Origin of the sequence: Pseudaminobacter soli (ex Li et al. 2025) (genome assembly GCF_003012705.1) — a bacterium.
GTDB lineage: Bacteria > Pseudomonadota > Alphaproteobacteria > Rhizobiales > Rhizobiaceae > Pseudaminobacter > Pseudaminobacter soli.
In genome coordinates, this window is sequence record NZ_PXYL01000011.1 from 18,933 (window position 1) to 43,256 (window position 24,324).

Annotated in this window: 25 protein-coding genes; 11 read left to right on the plus strand and 14 right to left on the minus strand. The window is 63.8% G+C overall.

Annotated elements, in window-relative coordinates; all coding sequences use genetic code 11:
• Positions 1-7: 7 nt before the first annotated feature.
• The 3 genes from C7I85_RS19850 to hemF all read right to left on the minus strand — a co-directional run bounded on the left by C7I85_RS19850 (position 8) and on the right by hemF (position 2,539).
• The gene (locus C7I85_RS19850) at positions 8-937 is read right to left on the minus strand and encodes an alpha/beta hydrolase (protein WP_245445018.1); all 930 of its coding nucleotides are present in this window, start codon (positions 935-937) and stop codon (positions 8-10) included.
• Positions 938-1,152: 215 nt separating this feature from the next.
• Positions 1,153-1,425 (minus strand): helix-turn-helix domain-containing protein, encoded by a 273-nt coding sequence (locus tag C7I85_RS19855; RefSeq protein ID WP_106725761.1) that lies wholly within the window; start codon positions 1,423-1,425, stop codon positions 1,153-1,155.
• Positions 1,426-1,624: 199 nt separating this feature from the next.
• Entirely contained in the window at positions 1,625-2,539 is a 915-nt protein-coding gene (gene hemF / locus C7I85_RS19860; RefSeq protein WP_106725762.1) for an oxygen-dependent coproporphyrinogen oxidase, read from the minus strand.
• Between the two features lie 119 nt (positions 2,540-2,658).
• Between hemF and C7I85_RS19865 the strand changes: the two genes are divergently transcribed.
• A complete protein-coding gene (locus C7I85_RS19865; RefSeq protein WP_106725926.1) occupies positions 2,659-2,916 on the plus strand; it encodes a hypothetical protein in 258 nt (85 codons plus the stop codon).
• On the opposite strand, the gene soxR is transcribed toward C7I85_RS19865, so the two are convergent.
• Both soxR and C7I85_RS19875 read right to left on the minus strand, forming a co-directional pair.
• Positions 2,903-3,373 carry a redox-sensitive transcriptional activator SoxR gene (soxR, locus tag C7I85_RS19870; RefSeq protein ID WP_106725763.1) on the minus strand — a complete coding sequence of 157 codons (471 nt, stop codon included), beginning with the start codon at positions 3,371-3,373 and terminating at the stop codon, positions 2,903-2,905. The two genes, C7I85_RS19865 and soxR, sit on opposite strands and share 14 nt — an antisense overlap.
• A gap of 169 nt (positions 3,374-3,542) precedes the next feature.
• The gene (locus tag C7I85_RS19875) at positions 3,543-4,001 is read right to left on the minus strand and encodes a tRNA (cytidine(34)-2'-O)-methyltransferase (protein WP_106725764.1); all 459 of its coding nucleotides are present in this window, start codon (positions 3,999-4,001) and stop codon (positions 3,543-3,545) included.
• Between the two features lie 279 nt (positions 4,002-4,280).
• Here C7I85_RS19875 and C7I85_RS19880 point away from each other — a divergent pair, with 279 nt between their 5' ends.
• From C7I85_RS19880 to C7I85_RS19920, 9 genes are all read left to right on the plus strand, one after another.
• The gene (locus C7I85_RS19880; protein WP_106725765.1) at positions 4,281-4,733 is read left to right on the plus strand and encodes a hypothetical protein; all 453 of its coding nucleotides are present in this window, start codon (positions 4,281-4,283) and stop codon (positions 4,731-4,733) included.
• Between the two features lie 23 nt (positions 4,734-4,756).
• The gene (locus C7I85_RS19885) at positions 4,757-6,631 is read left to right on the plus strand and encodes an ABC transporter ATP-binding protein (RefSeq protein ID WP_106725766.1); all 1,875 of its coding nucleotides are present in this window, start codon (positions 4,757-4,759) and stop codon (positions 6,629-6,631) included.
• A gap of 2 nt (positions 6,632-6,633) precedes the next feature.
• Complete coding sequence (locus tag C7I85_RS19890) at positions 6,634-8,499, plus strand: ABC transporter ATP-binding protein (protein ID WP_106725767.1); 1,866 nt, start codon at positions 6,634-6,636, stop codon at positions 8,497-8,499.
• A complete protein-coding gene (locus tag C7I85_RS19895) occupies positions 8,499-10,367 on the plus strand; it encodes an ABC transporter ATP-binding protein (RefSeq protein WP_106725768.1) in 1,869 nt (622 codons plus the stop codon). The genes C7I85_RS19890 and C7I85_RS19895 overlap by 1 nt, the downstream gene beginning before the upstream one ends.
• A 9-nt stretch (positions 10,368-10,376) precedes the next feature.
• The gene (locus tag C7I85_RS19900) at positions 10,377-10,685 is read left to right on the plus strand and encodes a DUF6665 family protein (protein ID WP_106725769.1); all 309 of its coding nucleotides are present in this window, start codon (positions 10,377-10,379) and stop codon (positions 10,683-10,685) included.
• Positions 10,686-10,905: 220 nt separating this feature from the next.
• On the plus strand, positions 10,906-11,469 hold the full coding sequence (petA, locus tag C7I85_RS19905; RefSeq protein ID WP_106725770.1) for a ubiquinol-cytochrome c reductase iron-sulfur subunit: 564 nt from the start codon (positions 10,906-10,908) through the stop codon (positions 11,467-11,469).
• Between the two features lie 14 nt (positions 11,470-11,483).
• A complete protein-coding gene (locus C7I85_RS19910) occupies positions 11,484-12,788 on the plus strand; it encodes a cytochrome b (RefSeq protein WP_106725771.1) in 1,305 nt (434 codons plus the stop codon).
• A 26-nt stretch (positions 12,789-12,814) separates the two neighbouring features.
• On the plus strand, positions 12,815-13,678 hold the full coding sequence (locus tag C7I85_RS19915) for a cytochrome c1 (protein ID WP_106725772.1): 864 nt from the start codon (positions 12,815-12,817) through the stop codon (positions 13,676-13,678).
• A gap of 102 nt (positions 13,679-13,780) precedes the next feature.
• Entirely contained in the window at positions 13,781-14,326 is a 546-nt protein-coding gene (locus tag C7I85_RS19920; RefSeq protein ID WP_106725773.1) for an adenine phosphoribosyltransferase, read from the plus strand.
• Positions 14,327-14,425: 99 nt separating this feature from the next.
• On the opposite strand, the gene C7I85_RS19925 is transcribed toward C7I85_RS19920, so the two are convergent.
• From C7I85_RS19925 to C7I85_RS19960, 8 genes are all read right to left on the minus strand, one after another.
• A complete protein-coding gene (locus C7I85_RS19925; protein WP_106725774.1) occupies positions 14,426-14,896 on the minus strand; it encodes a MaoC family dehydratase in 471 nt (156 codons plus the stop codon).
• Positions 14,893-15,354 carry a MaoC family dehydratase gene (locus C7I85_RS19930; RefSeq protein ID WP_106725775.1) on the minus strand — a complete coding sequence of 154 codons (462 nt, stop codon included), beginning with the start codon at positions 15,352-15,354 and terminating at the stop codon, positions 14,893-14,895. Before C7I85_RS19930 ends, C7I85_RS19925 begins: the two co-directional genes overlap by 4 nt.
• A gap of 93 nt (positions 15,355-15,447) precedes the next feature.
• The gene (locus C7I85_RS19935) at positions 15,448-16,419 is read right to left on the minus strand and encodes a magnesium transporter CorA family protein (RefSeq protein ID WP_106725927.1); all 972 of its coding nucleotides are present in this window, start codon (positions 16,417-16,419) and stop codon (positions 15,448-15,450) included.
• A gap of 138 nt (positions 16,420-16,557) precedes the next feature.
• On the minus strand, positions 16,558-17,661 hold the full coding sequence (ychF, locus tag C7I85_RS19940) for a redox-regulated ATPase YchF (RefSeq protein ID WP_106725776.1): 1,104 nt from the start codon (positions 17,659-17,661) through the stop codon (positions 16,558-16,560).
• 74 nt (positions 17,662-17,735) lie between these two features.
• Positions 17,736-18,278 (minus strand): dihydrofolate reductase family protein, encoded by a 543-nt coding sequence (locus C7I85_RS19945; protein ID WP_106725777.1) that lies wholly within the window; start codon positions 18,276-18,278, stop codon positions 17,736-17,738.
• A 115-nt stretch (positions 18,279-18,393) separates the two neighbouring features.
• Positions 18,394-19,122 (minus strand): aminoacyl-tRNA hydrolase, encoded by a 729-nt coding sequence (gene pth, locus C7I85_RS19950; RefSeq protein WP_106725778.1) that lies wholly within the window; start codon positions 19,120-19,122, stop codon positions 18,394-18,396.
• A gap of 26 nt (positions 19,123-19,148) precedes the next feature.
• Positions 19,149-19,781, minus strand: a complete 633-nt coding sequence (locus C7I85_RS19955) for a 50S ribosomal protein L25/general stress protein Ctc (RefSeq protein ID WP_106725779.1) — start codon at positions 19,779-19,781, stop codon at positions 19,149-19,151.
• 173 nt (positions 19,782-19,954) lie between these two features.
• The gene (locus C7I85_RS19960) at positions 19,955-21,736 is read right to left on the minus strand and encodes a DEAD/DEAH box helicase (protein ID WP_106725780.1); all 1,782 of its coding nucleotides are present in this window, start codon (positions 21,734-21,736) and stop codon (positions 19,955-19,957) included.
• 239 nt (positions 21,737-21,975) lie between these two features.
• Here C7I85_RS19960 and chrA point away from each other — a divergent pair, with 239 nt between their 5' ends.
• Complete coding sequence (chrA, locus tag C7I85_RS19970; protein WP_106725782.1) at positions 21,976-23,295, plus strand: chromate efflux transporter; 1,320 nt, start codon at positions 21,976-21,978, stop codon at positions 23,293-23,295.
• Here the strand turns inward: chrA and C7I85_RS19975 are convergent.
• Complete coding sequence (locus tag C7I85_RS19975; protein WP_106725783.1) at positions 23,292-24,227, minus strand: ribose-phosphate pyrophosphokinase; 936 nt, start codon at positions 24,225-24,227, stop codon at positions 23,292-23,294. The two genes, chrA and C7I85_RS19975, sit on opposite strands and share 4 nt — an antisense overlap.
• Positions 24,228-24,324: the final 97 nt, after the last annotated feature.

Below are 24,324 nucleotides of genomic sequence, written 5' to 3' on the forward strand. Positions count from 1 at the left end.
GCCATCGTCAGTTCAAGGACACGGCACTCGCACGCGCCAGCCATTCGCCGACGACCTTGACGTCTTCGTCGCCGAGGCCGTGGTCGGCCTTGATGGTGCTCACGTCGAGGCGTGCGCCGTGATCGCGGAGCATGGCTTCGAGCGCCGGCGCGAGAGGCGCGTAGGTTTGGTCGGAAGCTCCGGCCACCACGAGGAAGCGCGTGCCCGACAGGCTGACCTCGGGCACCTTGTCCAGCACGGACATTGGCCGCAGCAGGATGGCGCGCTCGACCAGGCCCGGATGCAGCACCGAAAGTGCCGCCAGCAGATTGGCCCCGTTCGAATAGCCCAGGAAAGTGGTGTGATCGAGATCGAGCTTCTTCACCTTCACCAAGCCGGCGAGGAAATTGGCGAATGCGTTGGCTTCGCCGCGTATGTCGTTCTGGTCGAACTGGGTCGGCGTGATGCGCTTGTACCAGCGCTTCTTGCCGTCCTGCACGACGCGGCCGCGCACGCCCATCAGCACCGCGCGCGGTGCAACGCGCGAGGCGAGCGACATCAGCGTGGTCTCGTCGCCGCCCGAGCCGTGCAGCAGCACCAGCGTTTCGGCCGAAGGATTTTCCGGCCGCTTGACGAGTACGGTGAAATCCTTGGCGTGGATGACAGAACTGGCGCCGACCTCGGCGGGGAGGGCGGTTGCCGGAGCCTGCGGTGCGGGGATCGCATTCGCCGTACCGGGCTGGGTGGGGGCGGCCGCTTTCGCATCGGCCGAAAGATCCGGGCAACCAGGGACGCTTGGGGTTGCCGCGACCAGCTTTTCCTTGTTCGTGCTCGAAGCAGCCATCCGTGCCTGCGATCCGTTGCGTTCGCAGTCAGATAGGTCGCGCGCGCTGGCCACGCCAGCCACGCCCAGGGCCAGCAGAAGGGAGAGGGTGCCGATAAACGTTTTCTTTGCCATGCCTGGACACTGTCAGCGAAAAGTTAACCAACATTCTAGGGTGCGTTTGGCCGCCGGAAACGGGCAGCCAACGGCCGGCGGTTCGCCGAGCCGAGAAAACCGACTATCTGCCGTTCAAAGCAAGCCGATGACAGCGGGCTGACGAAACGGCATGTTTCCATCACAATGTGTTTCAATCCGTCATCGGGCAAAAGGAGATGCCCGATGACATTGCGCTAAGCTGCGCTTCTCCGCTCCATGCGCCTGCGCATTTCCTGCGGGTCATCGATGATCAGGTCAATCAGCGTGTTGGCAACGGCATCTGGCTGGGTCCTGCGCTGCTCCCAGTTCTGCAAGGTGGCGAGGGGGATGCCAAGCAGCTTTGCAAAGTCGCTCTGGCTCATCAGCAATGCCGCGCGGGCTGCCTTCAGCTTCGCGGCGGCGTCGGGAGCGCGCGAGTTGCTTTCATCCCATTCGGGATTTTCAGCAAAATCAGGCTCTTCGACCATATTTCTCGACCTCTCTGTCGTTCGCCTTGGTTGCGAATGACTTCCGCGCCGAGCGCTAGCGAAAAGCCTCGCTCGATCCGGGTCTTTTCATCTTTCGCCGGATCGAACGTTATCTTCATCCGCAACCCGATGACTTTTTCGGATTGTACGCTTTCAGCGTATGGTGGACAAGGAGTTTATGCGTTTTCGCATATGCCCCTTACGGCCACTTCACCGCCGGCGGCATGCTCGACAGGATCGAGTTGACGTTGCCGCCGGTCTTCAGGCCGAAGATGGTGCCGCGGTCGTGGAGCAGGTTGAACTCGACATAGCGGCCGCGCCGGACGAGCTGCTCCTCGCGGTCGGCGTCGGACCAGGCGTTGTTGAAGTTGCGGCGTACCAGATGCGGATAGACGACGAGGAAGGAGCGGCCGACATCCTGCGTGAAGCGGAAATCGGCATCCCAGCCGCCCTTTTCCTCGGGCGAGTGCAGCCAGTCGTAGAAGATGCCGCCGATGCCGCGCGCCTCGTTGCGGTGCGGAAGATAAAAATACTCGTCGCACCAGGCCTTGTACTTGGCATAGTCGGCGATGGCCGGGTGCTTGCCGCAGGTGAATTCCATCGTCTTGTGGAAGGCCACCGTATCAGGGTCTTCCTGCGTCCGGCGCCTATTCAGCACCGGGGTGAGATCGGCGCCGCCGCCGAACCACTGGCGCGAGGTCACCACCATGCGCGTGTTCATGTGGACGGCCGGAACGTTGGGGTTCCAGGGATGCGCGATGAGCGAAATGCCGCTTGCCCAGAAGCGCGGGTCTTCCTCAGCGCCGGGCATCTGCTTGCGGAACTCGGGCGAGAACTCGCCATAGACGGTGGAGGTGTGTACGCCGACCTTCTCGAAGACGCGGCCATGCATCATCGACATGATGCCGCCGCCGCCTTTGCCTTCGTCGCGCTGCCAGGGCGTGCGCTCGAAACGGCCCGCCGCGCGGTCGGCTTGCTGCCCGGTCACCTCGTCCTCGAGCTGTTCGAAGGCGGCGCAGATCCGGTCGCGCAGTTCCTCGAACCAGAGACGAGCCTTTTCCTTCTTGTCCTCGATGTCGGCCGGCAAGCCGACGGGGATTTCGGGACGTTCCATACCTACTCCACTGGTTCCGATGATGCCTGCCCTCCATCCGGACGGCCGCACGCACAAATGACTCGTCTTTTCTTGCCGTGATCCCTAATCTCTTGGTGATCTGGGTCAAGGAGTTCCTCGTGCGTACCCCGACGAGACCGCCGCTGGATGGCCTGAAGAAGAGACTCGACGAAAGCCGGGCGGCGCGTGCCCGCATGCCGCGCGACGGTTTCCTGCGCGAAACCTACGTGCTGCCGCGATCCGATGCGCGCGCCAAGGCGAAGGAGTGGTTCGACCGCTGGCCGAAGCAGGCCTACTGGACGAGCATCGAGAGCTGGTTCGAACGCCCCGGCGACGTCATCGAATTCACCATCCGACGCCTGCCTACGTCCGACTAGGCGACGTCGCCTTTCCTGCTGCTTCGACCAGCAAGCGCCTGGGGCCTGGGCCTTCGGCGGCGAGCCGGTCATGCGCGTTGTGCAGCGGGCAGCGCTCCAGCGACATGCAACCGCAGCCGATACAGCCGGTCAGCCCGTCGCGCAGCTTCTGCATCTGCAGAATGCGCCGGTCGAGATCTGCCGCCCAGCTTTCCGACAGCATTCGCCAGTCCTCGCGCGTCGGCGTACGGCCGTCCGGCAGTGAGGCGAAGGCGGCCGCGATGTCGGCAAGCGACAGGCCGAGTTCCTGCGCGACGCGGATGACGGCGACGCGGCGCAGCACGTCGCGGCCATAGCGCCGCTGGTTGCCGGCGGTGCGGTGGCTGCGGATCAGGCCCTTGGTCTCATAGAAATGCAGCGCCGAAACCGCAACGCCGCTGCGGCTTGCCACTTCGCCGACCGTGAATTCCCTGACCATGGCGGATTCCTGCTTGACCTCAAGTTAAGTTGAGGTTGTAGCAAGGCATCCTTCGATACGCAAACCGAAGGATGCGGACATGTTCATGAGACTGGCAATGGCGGGATGGCTGACGCTGCGTGGACGGCGCGTCGGGCGGTTTGCGATGATTGCGGGTGTGATCGACCTGTCAGCCGAGCTGCCGCATCGCCTCGCTGGCGGCGATCGCCGCGCTGAGGGCAAGGTTCAGGCTGCGGCCGCCGCCGCGCATGGGAATGAGAAGCCGCGCGTCGGCGCGGTCGTGCACATGGTCGGGTACGCCCGCAGACTCGCGGCCAAACAGTATTACGTCGCCATCCGCATAGCGGAATTCGGTGTAGGGCAGGGCGGCCTTGGTGGTGAACAGGACGAGCCTGCGGCCTTCGGATATCCGCCAGGCGTCGAAGGTCGCGAAATCGACATGGCGCTTAAGGGCGGCCATTTCGAGATAGTCCATCCCGGCCCGGCGCAGGTTGCGGTCGGAGAGATCGAAGCCGGCCGGCTCGATGATGTCGACGGCAAGGCCGAAACAGGCGGCCATGCGCAATATGGTGCCCGTATTGCCGGCGATGTCGGGCTGGTAGAGCGCGATGCGGATGCCTTGGGTCAATATTCGTCTCCGCTAATCTGTTGCTCCATAGCAACGATTGCCGTGTTGTGGCGGGAAATTTTCCCGCCGGCATGGCTTTTCGGGCCGTTTGGGTCTATAGAGCGCGCATTGTCAACTCGAACCGAGGGAGGAAAGCATGGCTGTACGTATGTTTTGGCTCCACCGAGGCCGTAAGGCCTGACGGCGGTTTCGGTTCGACGCTTTATACTTTGACATTTCCAAACAGCATCGTCTCGATTTCCGCCGGAACATTTTCTCCGTTCCCGAAGGAATTCTGCGATGTTTTATCCGTTTGCCAAGGGGCCCGATGCCCCGTCCGAACTGCCTTCCTATCTGGGTCGCCGTGCTGCCGGTGGCTTGAGCCGCAGCGAGTGCAAGCTGACCGCCTGGGCGCTGGCCATGGGTGCGCGCGTGCCGCTAGAACACCCATATGAAGGGCGTCGGCGCCGTGGCAGCCTGCCCGATATCGACCCTTGGGACGCCGGTCCCGTTCCGGGCCATCGCTCGCCGCTCCGGCGCCTGATCGGGTGGCTTGGCGAGATCGTCCGTCGCGCCGCGCCTTCTGAAGCTCCCGTCACGACCATGTCAGGAGCGATGTGCGAGAGGGTCGGCGCGGCCGCCGGGATATCCTACATTGGCGAGGCCGACTCTGCTGCTAAGGGCAGAGCCGGCGAGGCCGGTGAAATTGCGACCGAAGATGCATGCGAGCGCCCGCTGAAGCGCGCCGCATGACATGCATGACATGATTGAAGAGAATGAAGATGTTTCGCTGGTTTGAACAAAGACTGGATCCGTTTCCCGCGGACAAACCCATCGAGCCGCCGCGGACGCTGATCGCGTTCTGCTGGCATTTCACGAAGCCTGCATGGCCCTTCGTGCTGATCGCGGCCATCACCATGGCGCTGATCGCCATCATGGAAGTGTGGATGTTCGGCTTCCTCGGCCACATAGTGGACTGGCTGTCGGCCCAGAACCGGGACACGTTCCTTGACACGGAATGGTGGAAGCTTGCGGGCATGGCGCTGGTCGTCGGCGTCGCCTTGCCGCTGACGGTCTCGCTGTCCTCGTTCAACACCTACCAGACGCTGTTCGGCAACTATCCCATGCGCATCCGCTGGCAGGTGCATCGCTATCTGCTGAACCAGTCGATGACCTTCTATCAGGACGAGTTTGCCGGCCGCATCGCCACCAAGCTGATGCAGACGGCGCTCGCCGTGCGCGAGACGGTCATCAAGTTCGTCGAGGTGCTGAACTACGTGATCGTCTACTTCCTGGGCATGCTGGTCATCGTCGGTTCGGCCGACTGGCGGCTGGCGGCGCCGCTGCTGGTCTGGCTGGCCTGCTATCTCGTCGCGCTCAGGTTCTTCGTGCCGCGGCTCGGCAAGGTAGGCGCCGCGCAGGCCGATGCGCGCTCGCTGATGACCGGGCGCATCGTCGACAGCTACACCAACATCCAGACGGTGAAGCTGTTTTCGCACGCCCAGCGGGAGGCCGCCTATGCGCGCGAGGGTATGAGCGACTTCATGCAGACCGCCTATGCGCAGGGGCGGCTGGTCACGCAGTTCTACATGGTCGTCTACGGGCTCAACTCCTTGCTGCTGCTCACGGTCGGCGCGCTTTCGATCGGCCTGTGGCTGGACGAGATCGTGACGATCGGCGCCGTCGCCGTGGTGATCGGCCTTGTGCTGCGTCTCTGGGGCATGTCGCAGTGGATCATGTGGGAGGTCTCCGGCCTGTTCGAGAACATCGGCACGGTGCAAGATGGCATCACGTCCATTTCTCTGCCGCGGATGGTCGAGGACAAGCCTGATGCGCCGGAGCTTTCGGTTCGCGAGGGCGAGATCGAGTTCGACCGCATCGGCTTCCATTACGGCAAGGGCAAGGGGATCATCGAGAACCTGTCGCTGACCATCAAGCCTGGCGAGAAGGTCGGCCTGGTGGGCCGGTCAGGTGCGGGCAAGTCGACGCTGGTCAACCTGCTGCTCCGCTTCTACGACCTCGAGAGCGGGCGCATCACCATCGATGGACAGGAAATTTCCGGGGTGACGCAGGATTCGCTGCGTGCTCAGATCGGCATGGTCACGCAGGATACCTCGCTGCTGCACCGCTCGGTAAAGGAGAACATCCTCTATGGCCGTCCCGATGCCGGCGACGCGGCGATGCTGGAAGCGGCGCGCGGCGCCTCGGCGAGCGAGTTCATCGCAACGCTGGCCGACGCCAAGGGCCGCAAGGGCTATGAGGCGCATGTCGGCGAGCGCGGTGTGAAGCTTTCCGGCGGCCAGCGGCAGCGTATCGCGATCGCGCGCGTCATGCTGAAGGACGCCCCGATCCTGATCCTGGACGAGGCCACCTCGGCGCTCGACTCGGAGGTCGAGGCGGCGATCCAGGAAAACCTCTACCGGCTGATGGAGGGCAAGACGGTGATCGCGATCGCGCACCGGCTGTCCACCATTGCCGCGATGGACCGGCTCATCGTCATGGACAAGGGCCGGATCGTCGAGGAGGGGTCGCACGAGGAACTTGTCGCGCGCGGCGGACTTTACGCTCAGTTGTGGATGCGCCAGTCCGGCGGCTTCCTGCCGCACGAGGTGGAGGCCACGCCGGTCGAAAAGGAAATCGCCGCCGAATGAGAATGCGTGCCGTCTACGAGGTGTTCGAAAGATGGGTGAACCCGTTCCGGGAGCCTGCCAATCTTCAACCTCCTTCGACGGTCTGGGGCTTCCTCTGGCACTATGTCGGCCAGGCAAGGCTCGCATTCTTCGCCATGCTGGTGATCGGCGGCATCTCGCCGCTGGTCGAAGCGGGCCTGTTCTACTTCGTCGGCCGCATCGTCGATATTCTCGATGGTGCGGCCGGCGAGCGCAGCTGGTCGAGCCTGTGGCATGCGGCCGGCCCCGAGCTTTTGTTCATGCTCGCGGTGGTGCTGGTCGTCCGCACCGCCGTCGTCGGTCTCTCGGCGCTGGTGGACGAGCAGACGATCACGCCGGGCTTCTACAATCTGGTGCGCTGGCAGGCGCATCGGCACGTCTCGCGCCAGTCCTACGCCTTCTTCCAGAACGATTTTGCCGGCCGCATCGCCACCAAGGTGTGGCAGGCGGGGCAGGCGACCGGCGACCTGATGGAAAGCTTCATCGAGGTCGTCTGGTTCATGATCGTCTATACGGTCACCACGCTGGCGCTTGTCGCGGGTCTCGACCTGCGGCTTGCGGCGCTGGTGGTGATCTGGATCGTCGCTTTCGGCTTCCTCGCCTGGCGCTACCTGCCGTCTATCCGCCGCCACGCCGAGGCGACCGCCGAAGCCGGGTCGATGATCAACGGGCGCATCGTCGACTCCTATTCCAACATCCAGACGCTCAAGCTGTTCGCGGCCGATGGCGACGACCGCTACATCCGCGGCGGCTTCAACATCTACCTCAACGCGCTGCGGCCCTTCACGAGACGGCTGACCGGCGTGCGCATGGCGCTGACGGCGCTGTCGGGCGTGATGATCAGCGCGATTGCCTTGTTCTCCATCAATCTCTGGGTGGAGGGGGCGATCACGGTGGGCGCGGTTGCCTTCACGCTCAGCCTTGTGCTGCGGCTCAACATGCTGCTCGGCCGGCTGATGATGCAGCTTAACGGCATTTTGCGGAACCTCGGCGTGCTGGAAAACTCCAAGGCGCTGATTTCGCAACCGCTCGGGCTGGTGGACCGGCCGGGCGCGACTGACCTGGTGGTGACCGGTGGCGAGATCCGCGCCGAACGTGTCACCTTCCATTATGGCAAGGGTTTTGGGGTGCTGAATGGCATCGACCTGGTCGTCAGGCCCGGCGAGAAGGTCGGGCTGGTCGGCCCTTCAGGCGCGGGCAAGACGACCTTCGTCAACCTGCTGCTCAGGCTCTACGACATCGAGAGTGGCCGCATCCTGATCGACGGCCAGAACATATCGACGGTCACGCAGGATTCCCTGCGCGCCAATATCGGCGTCGTCAGCCAGGACACCGCGCTGTTCCACCGCTCGCTGCGCGACAACATCAAGCTCGGCAAGCCGGATGCGACGGAGGAAGAGGTGATCGCGGCGGCGAAGAAGGCCGAGGCGCATGAGTTCATCCAGGCGCTGCGCGACAATCGCGGGCGCGAGGGCTACGACGCCTATGTCGGCGAGCGCGGCGTAAAGCTGTCCGGCGGCCAGCGGCAGCGCATCGCCATAGCGCGTGTATTCCTCAAGGACGCGCCTATATTGGTGCTCGACGAGGCGACATCCGCGCTCGATTCGGACGTCGAGGCGGCCATCCAGGAAAACCTCGGCGCGCTGATGCAGGACAAGACGGTCATCGCCATCGCCCACCGCCTGTCGACCATTGCGGCGCTCGACCGGCTGGTGGTGCTGGATGGCGGGCGCATCGTCGAGCAGGGCACGCATGACCAGCTGGTCGCGCTCAACGGGCTCTATGCGCGGCTGTGGAAGCGGCAGTCTGGCGGCTTCCTGTTCAACGAGGAAGCGACAGCGCCGGCGTGATGAAGGAGAATGGCTTGCTGGAGAGGATGTGGCAGAAGGTCGAAGGCTGGGTCGATCCGTTTCAGGACACCGAGCGCGAGGTTCTGCCGAGCAGCGCCTGGCGCTTCATCCTCTATTTCGCCATGCAGGCGAAGGGACCGTTCCTGCTTCTGCTCGTCGTCGGCGGATTGGCCGGCGCGGTCGATGCCGCGCTCTACTGGTCGATCGGCTGGCTGATCGACCTGCTCGATTCCTCTTCGCCGCAAAACCTGATCGCCGATCACTGGCCGCAGCTTGCAGCGCTTCTGGCGCTGCTTCTGGTGGTGCGCACGGCGGTGATGATCGCCTCGGCGGTGGCCGAGCAGCAGGTCATCGTGCCGGGATTCTTCTCGCTGGTGCGCTGGCAGGCGTTCCGGCGCGTGATCGAGCAGCCCTACGGCTTCTACCAGAACGACTTTGCCGGGCGCATCGCCACCAAGATCATGCAGGGCGGTGAGTCCGTCGGCGACTTCATCGTCAACGTGCTGCAGACCATGTGGTCGTTCCTGACCTTCGTGGTCCTGGCCACCACGATCTTGATGGCGCTCGATCCATGGATGGGCGTGGTGGTGGTGCTGTGGTTCGTCGGTTATGTGATGATCATCCGCTTCCTGCTGCCGGAGATGCGCCAGGCCGGCCGCGCGGCCGCTGACCAGCGTTCGATCTTCAACGGCCGGATGGTCGATGCCTTTACCAACATCATTGCCGTGAAACTCTATGACAGCGGCAGTCGCGAGCATGCGTTCGTGCGCGAGGGGATGGTTGGGCTCTACGACGCCGTGATCCGGCTGACGCGGGCGATCACCACGGTGCGCGCAGCGGTGGCCTTCACCAACGGCCTGATGATGGCGGCGATCGCCGCGCTCTGCATCCAGAAGTGGACCGGTGGCGGCATCACTTCGGGTGCCATCGCCTCCGCGCTCGGGCTGGTCTTCCGGCTCAACCAGATGTCGGGCTGGATGATGTTCAACATCAACGGCCTGATCCGTTCCTACTCCACGATCCAGGACGCCACCGGCACGCTTTCGGTTCCACCGGCGATTCGTGACGCGGCGGATGCAGCGGTGATGCCGCGCGCCAAGGGCGATATCCGCTTCGAGAAGGTCTCGTTCCACTACGGTGCTGACAGCGGTATCATCGAGGACCTGAACTTGCACATCCGGCCCGGCGAGCGCGTGGCGCTGATCGGCCCTTCGGGTGCGGGCAAGACCACCATCGTCAACCTGTTGCTGCGTCTGTTCGATGTCGAGAAAGGGCGGATACTGGTCGACGGCCACGACGTGCGCGAGGTGACGCAAGCCTCGCTGCGCGCTCAGTTCGGCGTGGTCAGCCAGGAGGCGATGCTTATGCATCGCTCGATCCGCGACAATATCGGCTATGGCCGCGAGGGCGCTACCCAGGCCGAGATCGAGGATGCGGCCGAGCGCGCGGCGGCGCATGATTTCATCCTTGGCGTTTCCGATCCGAAGGACCGCCAGGGCTACGATGCCCATGTCGGCGAGCGGGGCGTAAAACTGTCGGGCGGCCAGCGGCAGCGCGTGGCGATCGCGCGCATGATGCTGAAGGATGCGCCGATCCTGATCCTCGACGAGGCGACATCGGCGCTCGATTCGGAGGTCGAGGCGGCGATCCAGGAGAATCTCTATCGCATGATGGAGGGCAAGACGGTGATCGCGATCGCTCACCGACTTTCCACCATCGCCGCGCTCGACCGGCTGATCGTCATCGACGGCGGCAGGATCGTCGAGGAAGGCTCGCATGAGGAACTGATCGCACGCGACGGCCTCTATGCGCAGCTCTGGAAGCGTCAGTCCGGCGGTTTCCTCGCCGAGCGGCTGGCGGCGGAATAGGAGGGCGCAATGGCTCTCAGGCCTCCCAGCCAGCGTGTCCCCGGCAAGCAGACCGGGGTGGATGTGCTTGGGCACGAACTTGCCGAGGAAATGGCGATCTCGCTCGGCAGGGCAGGGCGGCGAGCTGAACAGGCGCTGGTGCGCCTGCGCGAGCACCAGGGCACGGCCGAGGAGCGGGTCGTCCTCCTCAAGGCGGCGGCCGAATCGGTGCACGCCTATTTCATCCAGCGCGAGCTTTGCGGCATGCGCCGGCACGACGAGGTGATCCGCCACTACGGCATCCCGCGCGAGGTTCTGGTGCGGCTGGGAGCAAAGTAAGCTCAAGCCCTCATTTTGCCGCTTTCAAGTGGCTGTGCCTAACCCGCGACAATCTGCCCTGTCCCCGTGTTGCCGTCTGGACAAGCGTGTTCTTCACGCATAAACCGATCCCGAATGCCGGAGGATTGCGTCAGCCTGTTCCGCTATGCGGGCCGGGCTTTCGACAAATTGAGCGGGGGCTCTGCCGCCGGCGAGGGTAAGGCGAAAGGATCATACTCCCGTGAGCGCAAACGATACGATCGACCCAACCCGTCGTGACTTTCTCTACGTGGCGACCGGCACGGCCGGTGTCGTGGCCGCGGCGGCTGTCGCCTGGCCCTTCGTCGATCAGATGCGCCCCGATGCATCGACGCTCGCAGCGTCGTCCATCGAGGTAGACGTCTCGTCGCTGACGCCGGGCATGTCTCTGACGGTCAAATGGCGGGGCAAGCCGGTTTTCATCCGCAACCGCACGCCGGAAGAAGTGAAGGCCGCGCAGGAGGTTGCGCTGGACCAGCTTAAGGATCCGGTGGCCCGCAACGCTAACCTTCCCAGCGATGCGCAGGCGACCGACGCCGACCGCTCGGCTGGCAAGGACAAGGAAAATTGGCTCGTCATGGTTGGCGTCTGCACCCATCTGGGTTGCGTGCCGCTTGGCCATCAGGGCGATTTCGGTGGCTGGTTCTGCCCGTGCCACGGTTCGCATTACGATACGGCCGGCCGTATCCGCAAAGGCCCGGCGCCGCAGAACATGGCTGTGCCGGTATTCTCGTTTATTTCCGACACCACCATCCGGATCGGCTGAGGGGACTTAATTCCATGAGCGGTGGACACTCTACCTATTCGCCCAAGACGGGCCTCGGACGCTGGATGGATGCGCGCATGCCCTTGCCGCGCCTCGTCCACGATTCCTTCGTTTCCTATCCTGTGCCGCGTAACCTGAACTACGCTTATACGTTCGGCGGCATTCTCTCGCTGATGCTGGCTGCGCAGATCCTCACGGGTATCGTGCTGGCCATGCACTACGCCAACGACACCTCGCTGGCCTTCCAGTCGGTCGAGAAGATCATGCGCGACGTGAATTCGGGCTGGCTCCTGCGCTACCTGCATTCCAACGGCGCCTCGATGTTCTTCATCGCCGTCTACGTGCACATCATGCGCGGTCTCTACTACGGTTCCTACAAGGCTCCGCGCGAGCTGCTGTGGATCCTGGGCTGCATCATCTATCTTCTGATGATGGCCACGGGCTTCATGGGCTACGTGCTGCCGTGGGGCCAGATGAGCTTCTGGGGCGCGACCGTCATCACCGGCTTCTTCACCGCCATTCCCGTGGTTGGTGACTGGATTCAGCAGCTGCTGCTGGGCGGCTTCTCGGTCGACAATCCGACGCTGAACCGCTTCTTTGCGCTGCACTACCTGCTGCCGTTCATGATCGCCGGCGTCGTGGTGCTGCACGTCTGGGCGCTGCATGTTGTCGGCCAGACCAACCCGACCGGCATCGAAGTGAAGTCGAAGACCGACGTTGTCGCCTTCACGCCCTATGCGACCATCAAGGACGCGTTCGGCATGATCGTGTTCGGCCTCGTGTTCGCCTACTTCGTCTTCTACATCCCGAACTACCTTGGTCACCCGGACAACTACATCCAGGCCAACTCGCTGAAGACCCCGGCCCACATCGTGCCCGAATGGTACTACCTGCCGTTCTACGCGATCCTGCGCGCCATCACCTTCAACATCGGCCCGATCGACTCCAAGCTCGGCGGCGTGCTGGCCATGTTCGGCTCGATCGCGGTGCTGTTCTTCGTGCCGTGGCTCGACACCTCGAAGGTCCGTTCGGCGGCCTATCGTCCCTGGTACAAGCTCTTCTTCTGGCTCTTCGTCGTCAACGCCATCTTCCTGGGCTGGCTCGGCTCGCGTCCGGCGGAAGGCACCTATGTGGCGCTGGCCCAGATGTCGACCCTGTACTACTTCGCGTTCTTCCTCATTATCATGCCGGTGCTCGGCCTGATCGAGACCCCGCGGCGCCTGCCGAACTCGATCACCGAAGCCGTGCTCGAGAAGAACAAGGGCGGTGCTCCGGTTCACCCCACGGGTGCTACCGCATCCCCGGAAACCAAAGGCTAAGCGAGAATCTTGAGAGGGATATCCGCATGAAGAAGATTCTCAACGGATTGGCTGCTTTCGGTCTGGTGATGGCCGGCACGTTCGGTGCCGCCCTCGCCGCCGAGGAAGGCCACAACGCAGCTGAGCCGACCCACTTCCCGATCCTCCACCCGGCGCAGGAAAAGTGGACCTTCGCCGGCCCGTTCGGAACCTATGACCGGGCCCAGCTCCAGCGCGGCCTCAAGGTCTACAAGGAAGTCTGCTCGGCCTGTCACTCGATGAACCTGGTTGCGTTCCGCACGCTGCAGGATCTCGGTTACTCCGAAGCCCAGGTGAAGGCCTTCGCCGCCGAGTACGAGGTCCAGGACGGCCCGAACGCGGAAGGCGAGATGTTCACCCGCAAGGCCACGCCGAACGACCACTTCCCGTCGCCGTTCGCGAACGATGCCGCCGCGGCTGCCGCCAACAACGGCGCGGTCCCGCCGGACATGTCGCTGCTGGCCAAGGCCCGCTCGGTGGAGCGCGGCTTCCCGACCTTCATCTTCGACATCTTCACCCAGTATGCCGAAGGTGGTCCGGACTACATCCACGCCCTGCTGAACGGCTACGACCAGCAGCCGCCGGCAGGCATGGAGATCGCCGAGGGCACGCACTACAACCCGTACTTCATCAACGGCAAGTCGCTTGCCATGGCCAAGCCGATCTCGGACGGCCAGGTGACCTACGACGACGGTGCGCCGCAGACGGTCGACCAGTATTCGCGCGACGTCGCTGCCTTCCTGATGTGGGCTGCTGAGCCCCACCTGGAAATTCGCAAGCAGACCGGCTTCCGCGTCATGGTGTTCATGCTGCTCTTCGCGGGCCTGATCTACCTGACCAAGCGCAAGGTGTGGGCGAACGTCGCTCACTAACCCGGATAACCCGCTACGGCGGAATTGTGAAAAGGGCGCTGCGGCGCCCTTTTCTTTTGATGCCCATGGCGGCAAAACTAGCTGGTAACGGGAACCAAGCCCATGAAGTCCAACCTCGACGAAATGCTGATCTCCTCGATCCGGAACATTCCGGATTACCCGAAACCGGGCGTGATGTTCCGTGACATCACCACGCTGCTGGGCGATGCGCGCGCCTTCCGCCGCGCCATCGACGAGCTCGTGCACCCTTACGCCGGCACCAAGGTCGAGAAGATCGCCGGCATCGAGGCGCGCGGCTTCATCCTCGGTGGCGCTATCGCGCACCAGCTGTCGGCCGGCTTCGTGCCGATCCGCAAGAAGGGCAAGCTGCCGCACGACACGGTGCGCATCGCCTACAGCCTCGAATACGGGCTGGACGAAATGGAGATGCACAAGGATGCCGTCGTTCCCGGCGAGAAGGTGATCCTCGTCGACGACCTGATCGCGACTGGCGGCACCGCCGAGGCGGCGGCCAAGCTGCTGCGCCAGATGGGCGCCGATATCGTCGCGGCATGCTTCGTGATTGATCTGCCGGACCTCGGCGGGCGCAAGAAGCTCGAGGCGCTGGACGTGCCTGTGCGCACGCTAATCGCCTTCGAAGGGCACTGAGACCAACGGATCTGGAAGCCGCGCGTGCGGCTTCCTTGCCCTCGGTTGAGGGCAACGCGACTTGCAACTGCTTTCGACCGAGGGCCGCAGCCAGATCGCCTAGCCCGCTTTCACCAGAACAGCGCTGTCAAATTCCAACAATTTGTCGCCGGTTGAGTCGTATGCCTCGCCGCGCAAGGTCAGGATCCGCCAGCCGGGGCGGCTGGCGATCGGGCGATGGTCGAGGCCCGTGCGCGTGAAGGTCACGGTCTCGCCGGCATAGAGCGGCTTCAGCCACTTCAGGTTCTTGAAGCCCGGGGAGGGGCCATATTCGGGCGCCGGGTCCGGGCCGGACCAGCCCTTGTCGCCCACCTCGTACAGCTGGGCGAGGTTGTAGCGCATCCAGGTAGCCATGGTGTGCCAGCCCGACGCACAGAGCCGGCCGAATACCGTACCTTCGGCCAGTTTCTCGTCGATGTGGAATGGCTGCGGATCGTATTTCCGCGCGAACGCCTTGATCGCTTCCGGCGTAAAAGTGTGCGAGCCGAGCGTGATGGTGACGCCGATGTCGAAGAACTCGTCGAGCGTCATGCCACAGCCTCGCGTGTCAGGAACATGCCGGTGTTTTCCAGTTCGAAGACGTTCTCGTTCTTCTGGTTGAAGAGTTCGTGGCGGAAGGTGACGAAACCGAGCTCGGGCCGGGACTTTGACAGGCGCCTGCCGACCACCGTGCTGCGGCCGCTCAACGTGTCGCCGGCAAGCACCGGTTTCTTCCAACGGGCATATTCGATCCCTGGAGCCCCCTGGGACGTCGAGTCGAGCAGGAAGGCGTCGCACATCATCCGCATGAACATCGAGCATGTGTGCCAGCCTGAGGCCGAAAGGCCGCCTAGTATGGACGCCTTGCCGGCTTCTTCGTCGAGATGCATGGGCTGGGCGTCGAACTCGCTGGCGAATTCGATGATTTCGGCCGCCGTCACCTGCTTGGGGCCGAGATCGATCGAGACCCCATCGGCGAGGTCTTCATAGGCCCATTTCTTGTCCGTCATCGGCGGAATCCTGTTCAGCTTTGAACTTCCACTCTGGCCGCTATGGCGCTCGCGAGCAAGCGCAAGGGCGGCGCCAGAGGCGTCTTCCGGTTGTTACAGCCAGCCGCGCCGCTTGAAATAGACGTAAGGCAGCACCGCCGACAGCACCATCAGGAACAGCGCGAAGGGATAGCCGAGCGCCCACTTCAGCTCCGGCATGATCTCGAAGTTCATGCCATAGATGGAGGCGACGACAGTGGGCGGCAGGAAGATGACCGCCGCGACCGAGAAGATCTTGATGATGGCGCTCTGCTCGATATTGACCATGCCGAGCGTGGCGTCGAGCAGGAAGACGATCTTGTTGGACAGGAACGAGGCGTGGTCCGTCAGCGAGGCGACGTCGCGCGACAGGGTCTTGGTGCGCGCGCGAAGATCCTTGCTCTTGCCCTGCATCATGACGTTGCCGAGAAAACCGCTGAGGCGCTGAAGGGTCATGAGGCTTTCGCGGATGTTGGACGTCAGTTCTTCCTTGCGGCCGATGCTCTGGAACACCTTGCGGAAATCGCGGTCGCGCTTGGAAGGGCTATCTTCGCTCGGCGTGAAGATGCTGCGTGAGATGCCGTCGATGTCGTGGCCGATCCGCTCCAGAACGTCGGCGAGACGGTCGACGACAGCTTCGAGCAGGCTGACGAGGATCGTATCGCCTCTTGTGCAGCCCATGGCGGCCTTTTCGGCCCGCAAGGGGAAGGTCAGGAAGGCGCGCGGTTCGTGGTAGCGCACCGTGATCAGCCTGTTGCCGGAGAGCACGAAGGTCACCGGCGACATCACCGGGTTCTCTTCCTCGGTCTGCGAGGGCAGGGTGGCGGTCATGAAGATGGCGCCGTCCTCGGTATAGAGGCGCGAGGAGATCTCGATCTCTTCCATCTCCTCGCGGGTGGGGACGCCGACGCCGAGCCAGCGCTCGACTTCCGTCTCCTCGTCCTTGGTCGGACTGAGGAGATCGGCCCAGACAACGCTGTCCCTATGCTCTTCCAGGCCGTTCACCGAACGCAGCCGGTCGCCATCGACCACATATGTCCTGATCATCATCGCTCTCCGTGATCGAGGAGGGGATGCGTCGGTCGTCGACGCGGAAAACTGACAGTTCAGCCGCGCTTAGCGGCTGAGATTCGACCCGTCAAGAATGGCCGGCGGACATGACGGTGTGATGTTCGTCCATACCCTTTAGGTGTTGAACTTGAACATCATCACGTCGCCGTCCTGAACGACATATTCCTTGCCTTCGTCGCGCGCCTTGCCTGCCTCCTTGGCAGCGACTTCGCCGCCCAGCGTGACGAAGTCGCTGTAGGCGATGGTCTGGGCACGGATGAAGCCGCGCTCGAAGTCGGTGTGGATGACGCCGGCAGCCTGCGGAGCCTTGGTGCCCTTCTGGATGGTCCAGGCGCGCGTTTCCTTGGGGCCCGCGGTGAAATAGGTGATGAGGTGCAAAAGGTCGTAGCCGGCGCGGATGAGCTTATCCAGGCCAGGCTCGTCGAGGCCGAGATCGGCAAGGAACTCCTGCGCTTCCTCGTCGGGAAGCTGGGCGACTTCCGCCTCGATCGCGGCCGAGATGATGACGGTGCCTGCGCCTTGCGCGGCAGCCATCTTTTCCACGGCAGCGGTATGCTCGTTGCCGGTCGCAGCCTGGCTTTCGGCGACGTTGCAGACGTAGAGCACCGGATGCGAGGTCAAGAGATTCAGGCTTTGCAGGATGACGAGGTCCTCGTGCGCGATGCCCTTGAGCAGCATGCGCACCGGCTTGCCGTCCTGAAGCAGCGCCAGCGCCTGTTCCATCATCGGCAGGACGGTCGTCGCTTCCTTGTCCTTGCCGGCGGCGCGCTTGCGGATCTGCACGATGCGGCGCTCGAGGCTTTCGAGGTCGGCGAGCATCAGTTCGGTTTCGACGGTCTCGGCGTCGGCCACGGGGTCGATGCGGCCCTCGACATGGGTGATGTCGTCATCCTCGAAGCAGCGCAGCACGTGCACGATGGCGTCGACCTCGCGGATATTGGCGAGGAACTGGTTGCCCAGGCCTTCGCCCTTGGAGGCGCCGCGCACCAGGCCGGCGATGTCGACGAAGGAGATGCGGGTCGGAATGATCTCCTTGGACTTGGCGGCCTCGGCGATCTTTTTCAGGCGCGGGTCTGGCACCGCGACCTCGCCGGTGTTCGGCTCGATGGTGCAGAACGGATAGTTGGCGGCCTGCGCTGCCGCAGTGCGCGTCAGCGCGTTGAAGAGCGTGGACTTGCCGACATTGGGCAGCCCGACGATGCCGCATTTGAAACCCATGGTGATCTAGCCTTATCGAGATACGAAAACTTGCTCAGGGCTATGGGCGAAAGGGTCGATGATCGTCAAGCCCTTCAGCGCCGCACCCGGTATTGCGCGTGGATAGCCCCGTTCGCGAGCGGCTTGGCAAAGACGAGATCGAGCCAGCGATCCGGCTGCTTGCCGCCGAATGCTGTGATGCCGCTGCCCAACACAATCGGGATGATGCCGATCTCGACCGTGTCGAGCAGGCCAGCGTCGAGAAACTGGCGCGCAAGATCGCCGCCGCCGAACATCCATATCCTGCCTTTGGCACCACGGTCGCGAAGATTGGCAATCAGTTCGGCCGGCGTACCGGACATCGCCTCCGTGTTGGCAGGAAGATCATACGGCGCATGCGAGGTGGCGACCAGGCAGGGATAGTCGCCATAAGCCCATTCCGATTGACGCCGGACGACATCGTAGGTCCCACGGCCCATGACGATGCCGGTCACCGACGCCATGAAGGCGTCGAAGTCGAATTCATTGTCGGCTGGAAAGTCGTTGAGCCAGTCGAAGCTGCCGCCCTCGCGGGCGATGAAGCCGTCGAGGCTTACCGCGAAGTTGTAGATCACGTCGTCCTTGCCAATCGTCGCCATACGACTCACTCCCTCTGAATGGCGGCCTAGCTAGCACGGAAGCTGTGGCAACAGTGTCAGGAGCCTTTGCGATGGGAGTTGCCTGCTGGCGCAAGGCAAACCTTGCGCCAGAGGCTCACTCCTTATGGAACAGCTTCTTCAGCATGGCGGCCATGGGGCCGGTCTCTGGCGCCTTGACGGACGGCGCCTGCGGGCGCGCCTGGCGGATGTGGCTCTGAGCCTTGGCGGGCTTTTGCTTGGGGGGCGGGGTGTCGTCCTCGCCGGTCGGCTGCAGCTTGTCGCGCAGCGACAGCGTCACGCGGTTCATGAAGCCGCTGTCGTCGCCCTTGGCGATCAGGTCGGAATTGTCGGCGATGGCATCGAGCAGCACTTCGAGCCACTCGCGGTCTGCCTTGGCGAAGTCGCCCAGCACATGGTTGTGCACCATTTCCTTGGCGCCCGGATGGCCGATGCCGATGCGCACGCGGCGATAGTTCTGGCCGCAATGCTGGTCGATCGAGCGAATGCCGTTGTGGCCGCCCGAGCCGCCGCCCACCTTCACGCGCACCTTGCCGGCGGCAAGATCGAGCTCGTCGTAGAAGACGGTGAGGTCGGAGGGGGAGAGCTTATAGAAGCGCAGCGCTTCGCCGACGGACTGGCCGGATAGGTTCATGAAGGTCTGCGGTTTCAGCAGGATGACCTTTTCGCCGCCGATCTTGCCTTCGGCGACCAGGCCCTGGAACTTCTTCGACCAGGGCGAAAAATCATGGCGGCGGGCAATAGCCTCCGCCGCCATGAAACCGATATTGTGCCGGTTGTCGGCATATTTCGGGCCTGGATTGCCAAGACCTGCGAATAGCAGCATCGACTGGGTCCTCCAGGCGTCGAGGATTATTCCTCGGAAGCGGCTTCTTCCGCTTCGCCCTCGGCAGCAGCCGCGCCTTCCTCGCTCTTGAGGCCGGCAGGTGCAGCGACGGTGGCGATGGTGAAGTCGCGATCGGTGATGACCGGCTTCGCGCCCTTCGGCAGCTTCACGGACGAGATGTGGATCGAGTCGTTGATCTCGAGGCCGGTGAGGTCGATCTCGATGAACTCCGGAATCGCGTTGGCCGCGCAGTGGAGCTCGATCTCGTGACGCACGATGTTGAGCACGCCGCCGCGCTTGATGCCGGGCGACTTCTCTTCATTGATGAAGTGCACGGGCACGTTGACGTTGACCTCGGTGTTCTTGCCGACGCGCAGGAAGTCCACATGCATCGGGAAGTCGCGGACCGGATCCAGCTGGTAGTCCTTGGGCAGGACCTGGATCTTCTTGCCGTCGACGTCGATGGTCGCGACGGTGGTCATGAAGCCGCCGCCATGAATCTTGTAGAAGATTTCCTTGTAGGACACGGTGATCGCGAGCGGGGGCTGCTTATCACCATAGATAACTGCAGGTATCTTGCCGTTGCGGCGAAGTTCCCGGGCGGACCCCTTACCAACCCGTTCGCGTGCCTCGGCCTTGAGCTCGTAAGTTTCGCTCATGGCATTTCCTTTCTGGTTTATTGGAGCGCTTGAGAGAGGCAGGGCCCCGCCTCAAACGTTGAAAGCGGCCGTGGCCGCCCTCGTCCGCGTTGCCTCCAAGGGTGTCTACGCGGGTGGCGGCTCTATAGCGGAAGGCAGCCGCCAGCGCAAGGTTTTGCGCCGGATTGCGTCGCTCAGGCCTGGTTTCCCTTGGAGAATTTCTTCTTCGGCTTCTTGTAGGGTGCCTCTCCCGCCGGCTTCGTACCTTTGGGCTTGTGCTTCGGCTTGAACTTGCCCTTCTTTTCGCTGTTCCAGCCGGTTCCGGTCGTCTCGCGCGCGGGCTTTTCACGCGGCTGGCCGTCCAGCTTCTGGATGGTCACGCCCTTTTCGCCGGTGCCGTCTTCCTTCACCGCGGCCCAGAAGGCGTCCGCCTTGTCGCCGGCGATCTCGAAATGGCTGTCGGTGTCGTTGATCTTGATCGAGCCGACCGCGCGCTTGGTGATGTGGCCGGCCTTGCAGATCATCGGCAAGAGCCAGCGCGGCTCGGCGCGGTGCTTGCGGCCGACGGTGACGCGGAACCAGACGCCATTGTCGAAATCGCTGCGATCGCGGGGCGGGGCATCGTCGCGATTCCGCTCACGCGGCGCGCGCTCGGCAAACACCGGCGCTTCCATCAGCTCTTCCGGCGCTGGGCGCGCGGCAAGCTGCAGCCGGAGATAGGCGGCTGCGATGTTTTCGGCGCCGTGTGCATCCATCAGTTCGCGCACGAAGGCGATCTCGTCCTCGTTGGGCGCGACCGTCAGTGCCGGATCGTCGAGGATGCGCTCGCGATTGTGGCGCTCGATGTCGCTCGCGGTCGGGGCAGGTACGGTCGTGGCGGTCAGCTTGGCAAGCTTCAGCACGCGGCTGGCCGCGCCGCGCCTGTGCAGCGGAACGATCAGCGTGCAGATGCCCTTGCGGCCAGCGCGGCCGGTGCGGCCGCTGCGGTGCAGCAGCGTGTCGGGATTGGTCGGCAGGTCGGCATGGATGACGAGGCCGAGATTAGGCAAGTCGATGCCGCGCGCGGCAACGTCGGTGGCAACGCAGACGCGGGCGCGGCCGTCGCGCATGGCCTGCAGCGCATTGGTGCGCTCGGCCTGGCTGAGTTCGCCCGACAGCGACACCACAGCAAAGCCGCGATTGGACAGGCGGCTGGTGAGATGCTTCACCGCTTCACGCGTGTGGCAGAAGATGATGGTGTTCTGCTGGTCGAAGAACAGCAGCGTGTTTATGATTGCGTTCTCGCGGTCGGCCGGCGCGACCAGGATCTGCTGGTACTCGATGTCAGCGTGCTGGTCGCTTTCGCCCTGCACGGTGATGCGTCGCGCGTCGCGCTGGAAGCGCTTTGCCAGCTGTGCGATCTGGTTGGGCACGGTAGCCGAGAACAGCAGCGTGCGGCGCTCTGCCGGGGCTGCGGCGAGGATGAATTCGAGATCGTCGCGAAAACCGAGGTCGAGCATCTCGTCGGCCTCGTCGAGCACGACGGCGCGCAGTTCCGAAATGTCGAGTGAGCCGCGCGTGATGTGGTCGCGCAGGCGGCCAGGCGTGCCGACCACGATATGGGCGCCGTCGGCGAGCGCGCGGCGCTCGCTGCGCATGTCCATGCCGCCGACGCAGGAGCCGATGCGCGCGCCGGTTTCGCGATAAAGCCATTCGAGCTCGCGCCGCACCTGCATGGCAAGCTCGCGGGTGGGCGCGACGATCAGGGCGAGCGGCAGGCCGGGCGCGCCGAAGCGATCGCGGCCCTCGAGCAGGGTCGGGGCAATGGCGATGCCAAAGGCCACCGTCTTGCCGGAGCCGGTCTGCGCGGACACCAGCAGGTCGGCGTCGCGCGCCTCGGGTTGCAGCATGGCGCTCTGGACGGGCGTCAGCGTTTCATATCCGCGCGATGCGAGAGCGGCCGCCAGGGCGGGCGCCATCAGGGCGAAGTCGGTCATCAATCAGGCTTTCTTGGTCTGCGCGGCGGCGATTGTTTCGGTCGGCGACAGGCCGCGCGGTTCGATTCGTGCCTTTCCCCTAAAGCTTCGCGAGCAAAGCGGCAAGCGGCGATGCGACAATGAGCCGAAATGGCGCAAGCGCGTTGAATGCGACAACGGCCAAGAATATGCTGCGATGCGATAGGCAAGCAACTGTATTCGCCCAAGCCTGTGACTTGGCGACCATCCGAGAGGCCGCCATGCAGGAAAAGCCTTCTTTCAGCGAAACGGTCCGGGTCTTCGGCAAGATCGGGCTTTTGTCCTTCGGTGGGCCAGCCGGGCAGATCGCGCTCATGCACCGCGTGCTGGTGGAGGAGAAGCGCTGGCTCGACGAGGCGCGCTTCCTGCATGCGCTGAACTACTGCATGCTCCTGCCGGGACCTGAGGCGACACAGCTGGCAACCTATGTCGGCTGGCTGCTGCATGGCGTGCGTGGCGGGCTGGTTGCCGGCATCCTGTTCGTGCTGCCGGGGGCGCTGGTCATCACGCTGCTGTCGGCCATCTATCTGGCGCTGGGCAATGTGCCGCTGGTGCAGGGACTGCTTTTCGGGCTGAAGGCAGCCGTTCTGGCCGTGGTTCTGGAAGCGCTGATCAAGATTTCGAGGCGGGCGCTGAAGAGCGGCTTGATGGTCGCCGTCGCGGTCGTGGCCTTCGTCGGCATCGCCTTCCTGAAAATTCCGTTCCCGGTCATCATCGCCGCCGCAGCGCTTTTGGGCGGAACGATGCATCTTGGCGACCGCTCCTCGGTGGCGCTCGCGGCGAAAGGCGAAGAACCCTTATCCGCCGATGCCATGCCCGAATGGACGCATCCAAGCTGGCGACGTTTCTGGAGCACCTTGATCGTCTGGCTGGGCATCTGGTTCCTGCCGCTGGCCGTGCTCTATGCGCCGCCGGGCGATATGCGTGTCTTCGCGGCCGAAGCCTGGTTCTTCTCGAAGATGGCGGTCGTCACCTTCGGCGGGGCCTATGCGGTGCTGTCCTATGTCGCCCAGCAGGCGGTAGAGGTCTATGGCTGGCTGAAGCCCGACGAAATGCTGGCCGGCCTCGGTCTTGCCGAGACGACGCCGGGGCCGCTTATCCTGGTGCTGGTGTTCGTGGGCTTTCTGGGCGGTGCGCGCCATGCGGGGCTGGACCCAATGCTCGGCGGGCTGCTGGGCGCGGCGGTGACGCTGTGGTTCACCTTCGTGCCGTGCTTTCTTTGGATATTCGTCGGCGCGCCATTCGTCGAAAAGGTGCGCAATGTAAGCTGGTTGGCCGGGGCGCTGGCAGCGGTGACGGCGGCTGTCGTGGGCGTCATCGCCAATCTGGCGGTGTGGTTTTCGCTGCACGTGCTGTTCGGCCAGCTCGGCGAACGGCAACTGGGGCCCATTGTCCTGCCCGTACCGGATTTTTCAGGCTTCGACTGGGCTGCGGGCGCGATTGCAGCAGCTGCCGCAATCGCGCTCATCGGGTTTCGCGCCAACATGATTGCCGTGCTTTTCGCGGCGGCGCTGGCGGGAATGTTTTGGACTTTGGTCTAGTCGAACAGGCTCGAGACGGACTCTTCCGAGGCCGTGCGCGAGATCGCCTCGCCGATCAGGTCGCCGATCGAGATGACGCGGATGTTGTGCGCCGATTCCACCGTCGAGGTCGGCTGGATCGAGTCGGTGATGACCAGTTCCTGCAGCTTGGAGCCGGTGATGCGCGCAACCGCGCCGCCCGAAAGCACGCCGTGGGTGATGTAGGCCGTGACGCTGGTGGCGCCGTTGGCCAGAAGCGCGTCGGCCGCGTTGCACAGCGTGCCGCCGGAATCGACGATGTCGTCGATCAGCAGGCAGTCCTTGCCGCGCACGTCGCCGATGACGTTCATGACTTCCGACTCACCCGGGCGCTCGCGGCGCTTGTCGACGATGGCGAGCTGGGCATCGAGGCGCTTGGCCAGCGCGCGGGCGCGCACCACGCCGCCGACGTCCGGCGAAACGACCATGACGTTGTTGAGCTGCTTGTACTTGGCCTTCACGTCACGGGCCATGACCGGCACGGCAAACAGGTTGTCGGTCGGGATGTCGAAGAAGCCCTGGATCTGGCCGGCGTGAAGATCGAGCGTCAGCACGCGGTCGGCACCGGCACGGGCGATCATGTTGGCGACCAGCTTGGCCGAGATCGGCGTGCGGCCCTGCGCACGGCGATCCTGCCGTGCATAGCCGAAATAGGGGATGACCGCCGTGACGCGCCGCGCCGAGGAGCGCATGAAGGCGTCGATCATGATGAGCAGTTCCATCAGGTGATCGTTGGTCGGGAAGGAAGTTGACTGGAGGATGAAGACGTCCTCGCCGCGCACGTTTTCCTGGATCTCGACGAAGATTTCCTGGTCTGCGAAGCGCCTGACACTGGCTTTGCCAAGCGGGATGTTGAGATAGCGAGCGACGGCTTCAGCCAGCGCCCGGTTGGAATTGCCTGCGAAGAGTTTCATGAACCGATCCTGGCGGAGCTTTCAGTGGAGAATTTAGCGGGCTTTTACCGGGCTGAGCCGCTATTGCAAGCGGAGTCATGGCTTTTTGACCGTTTTC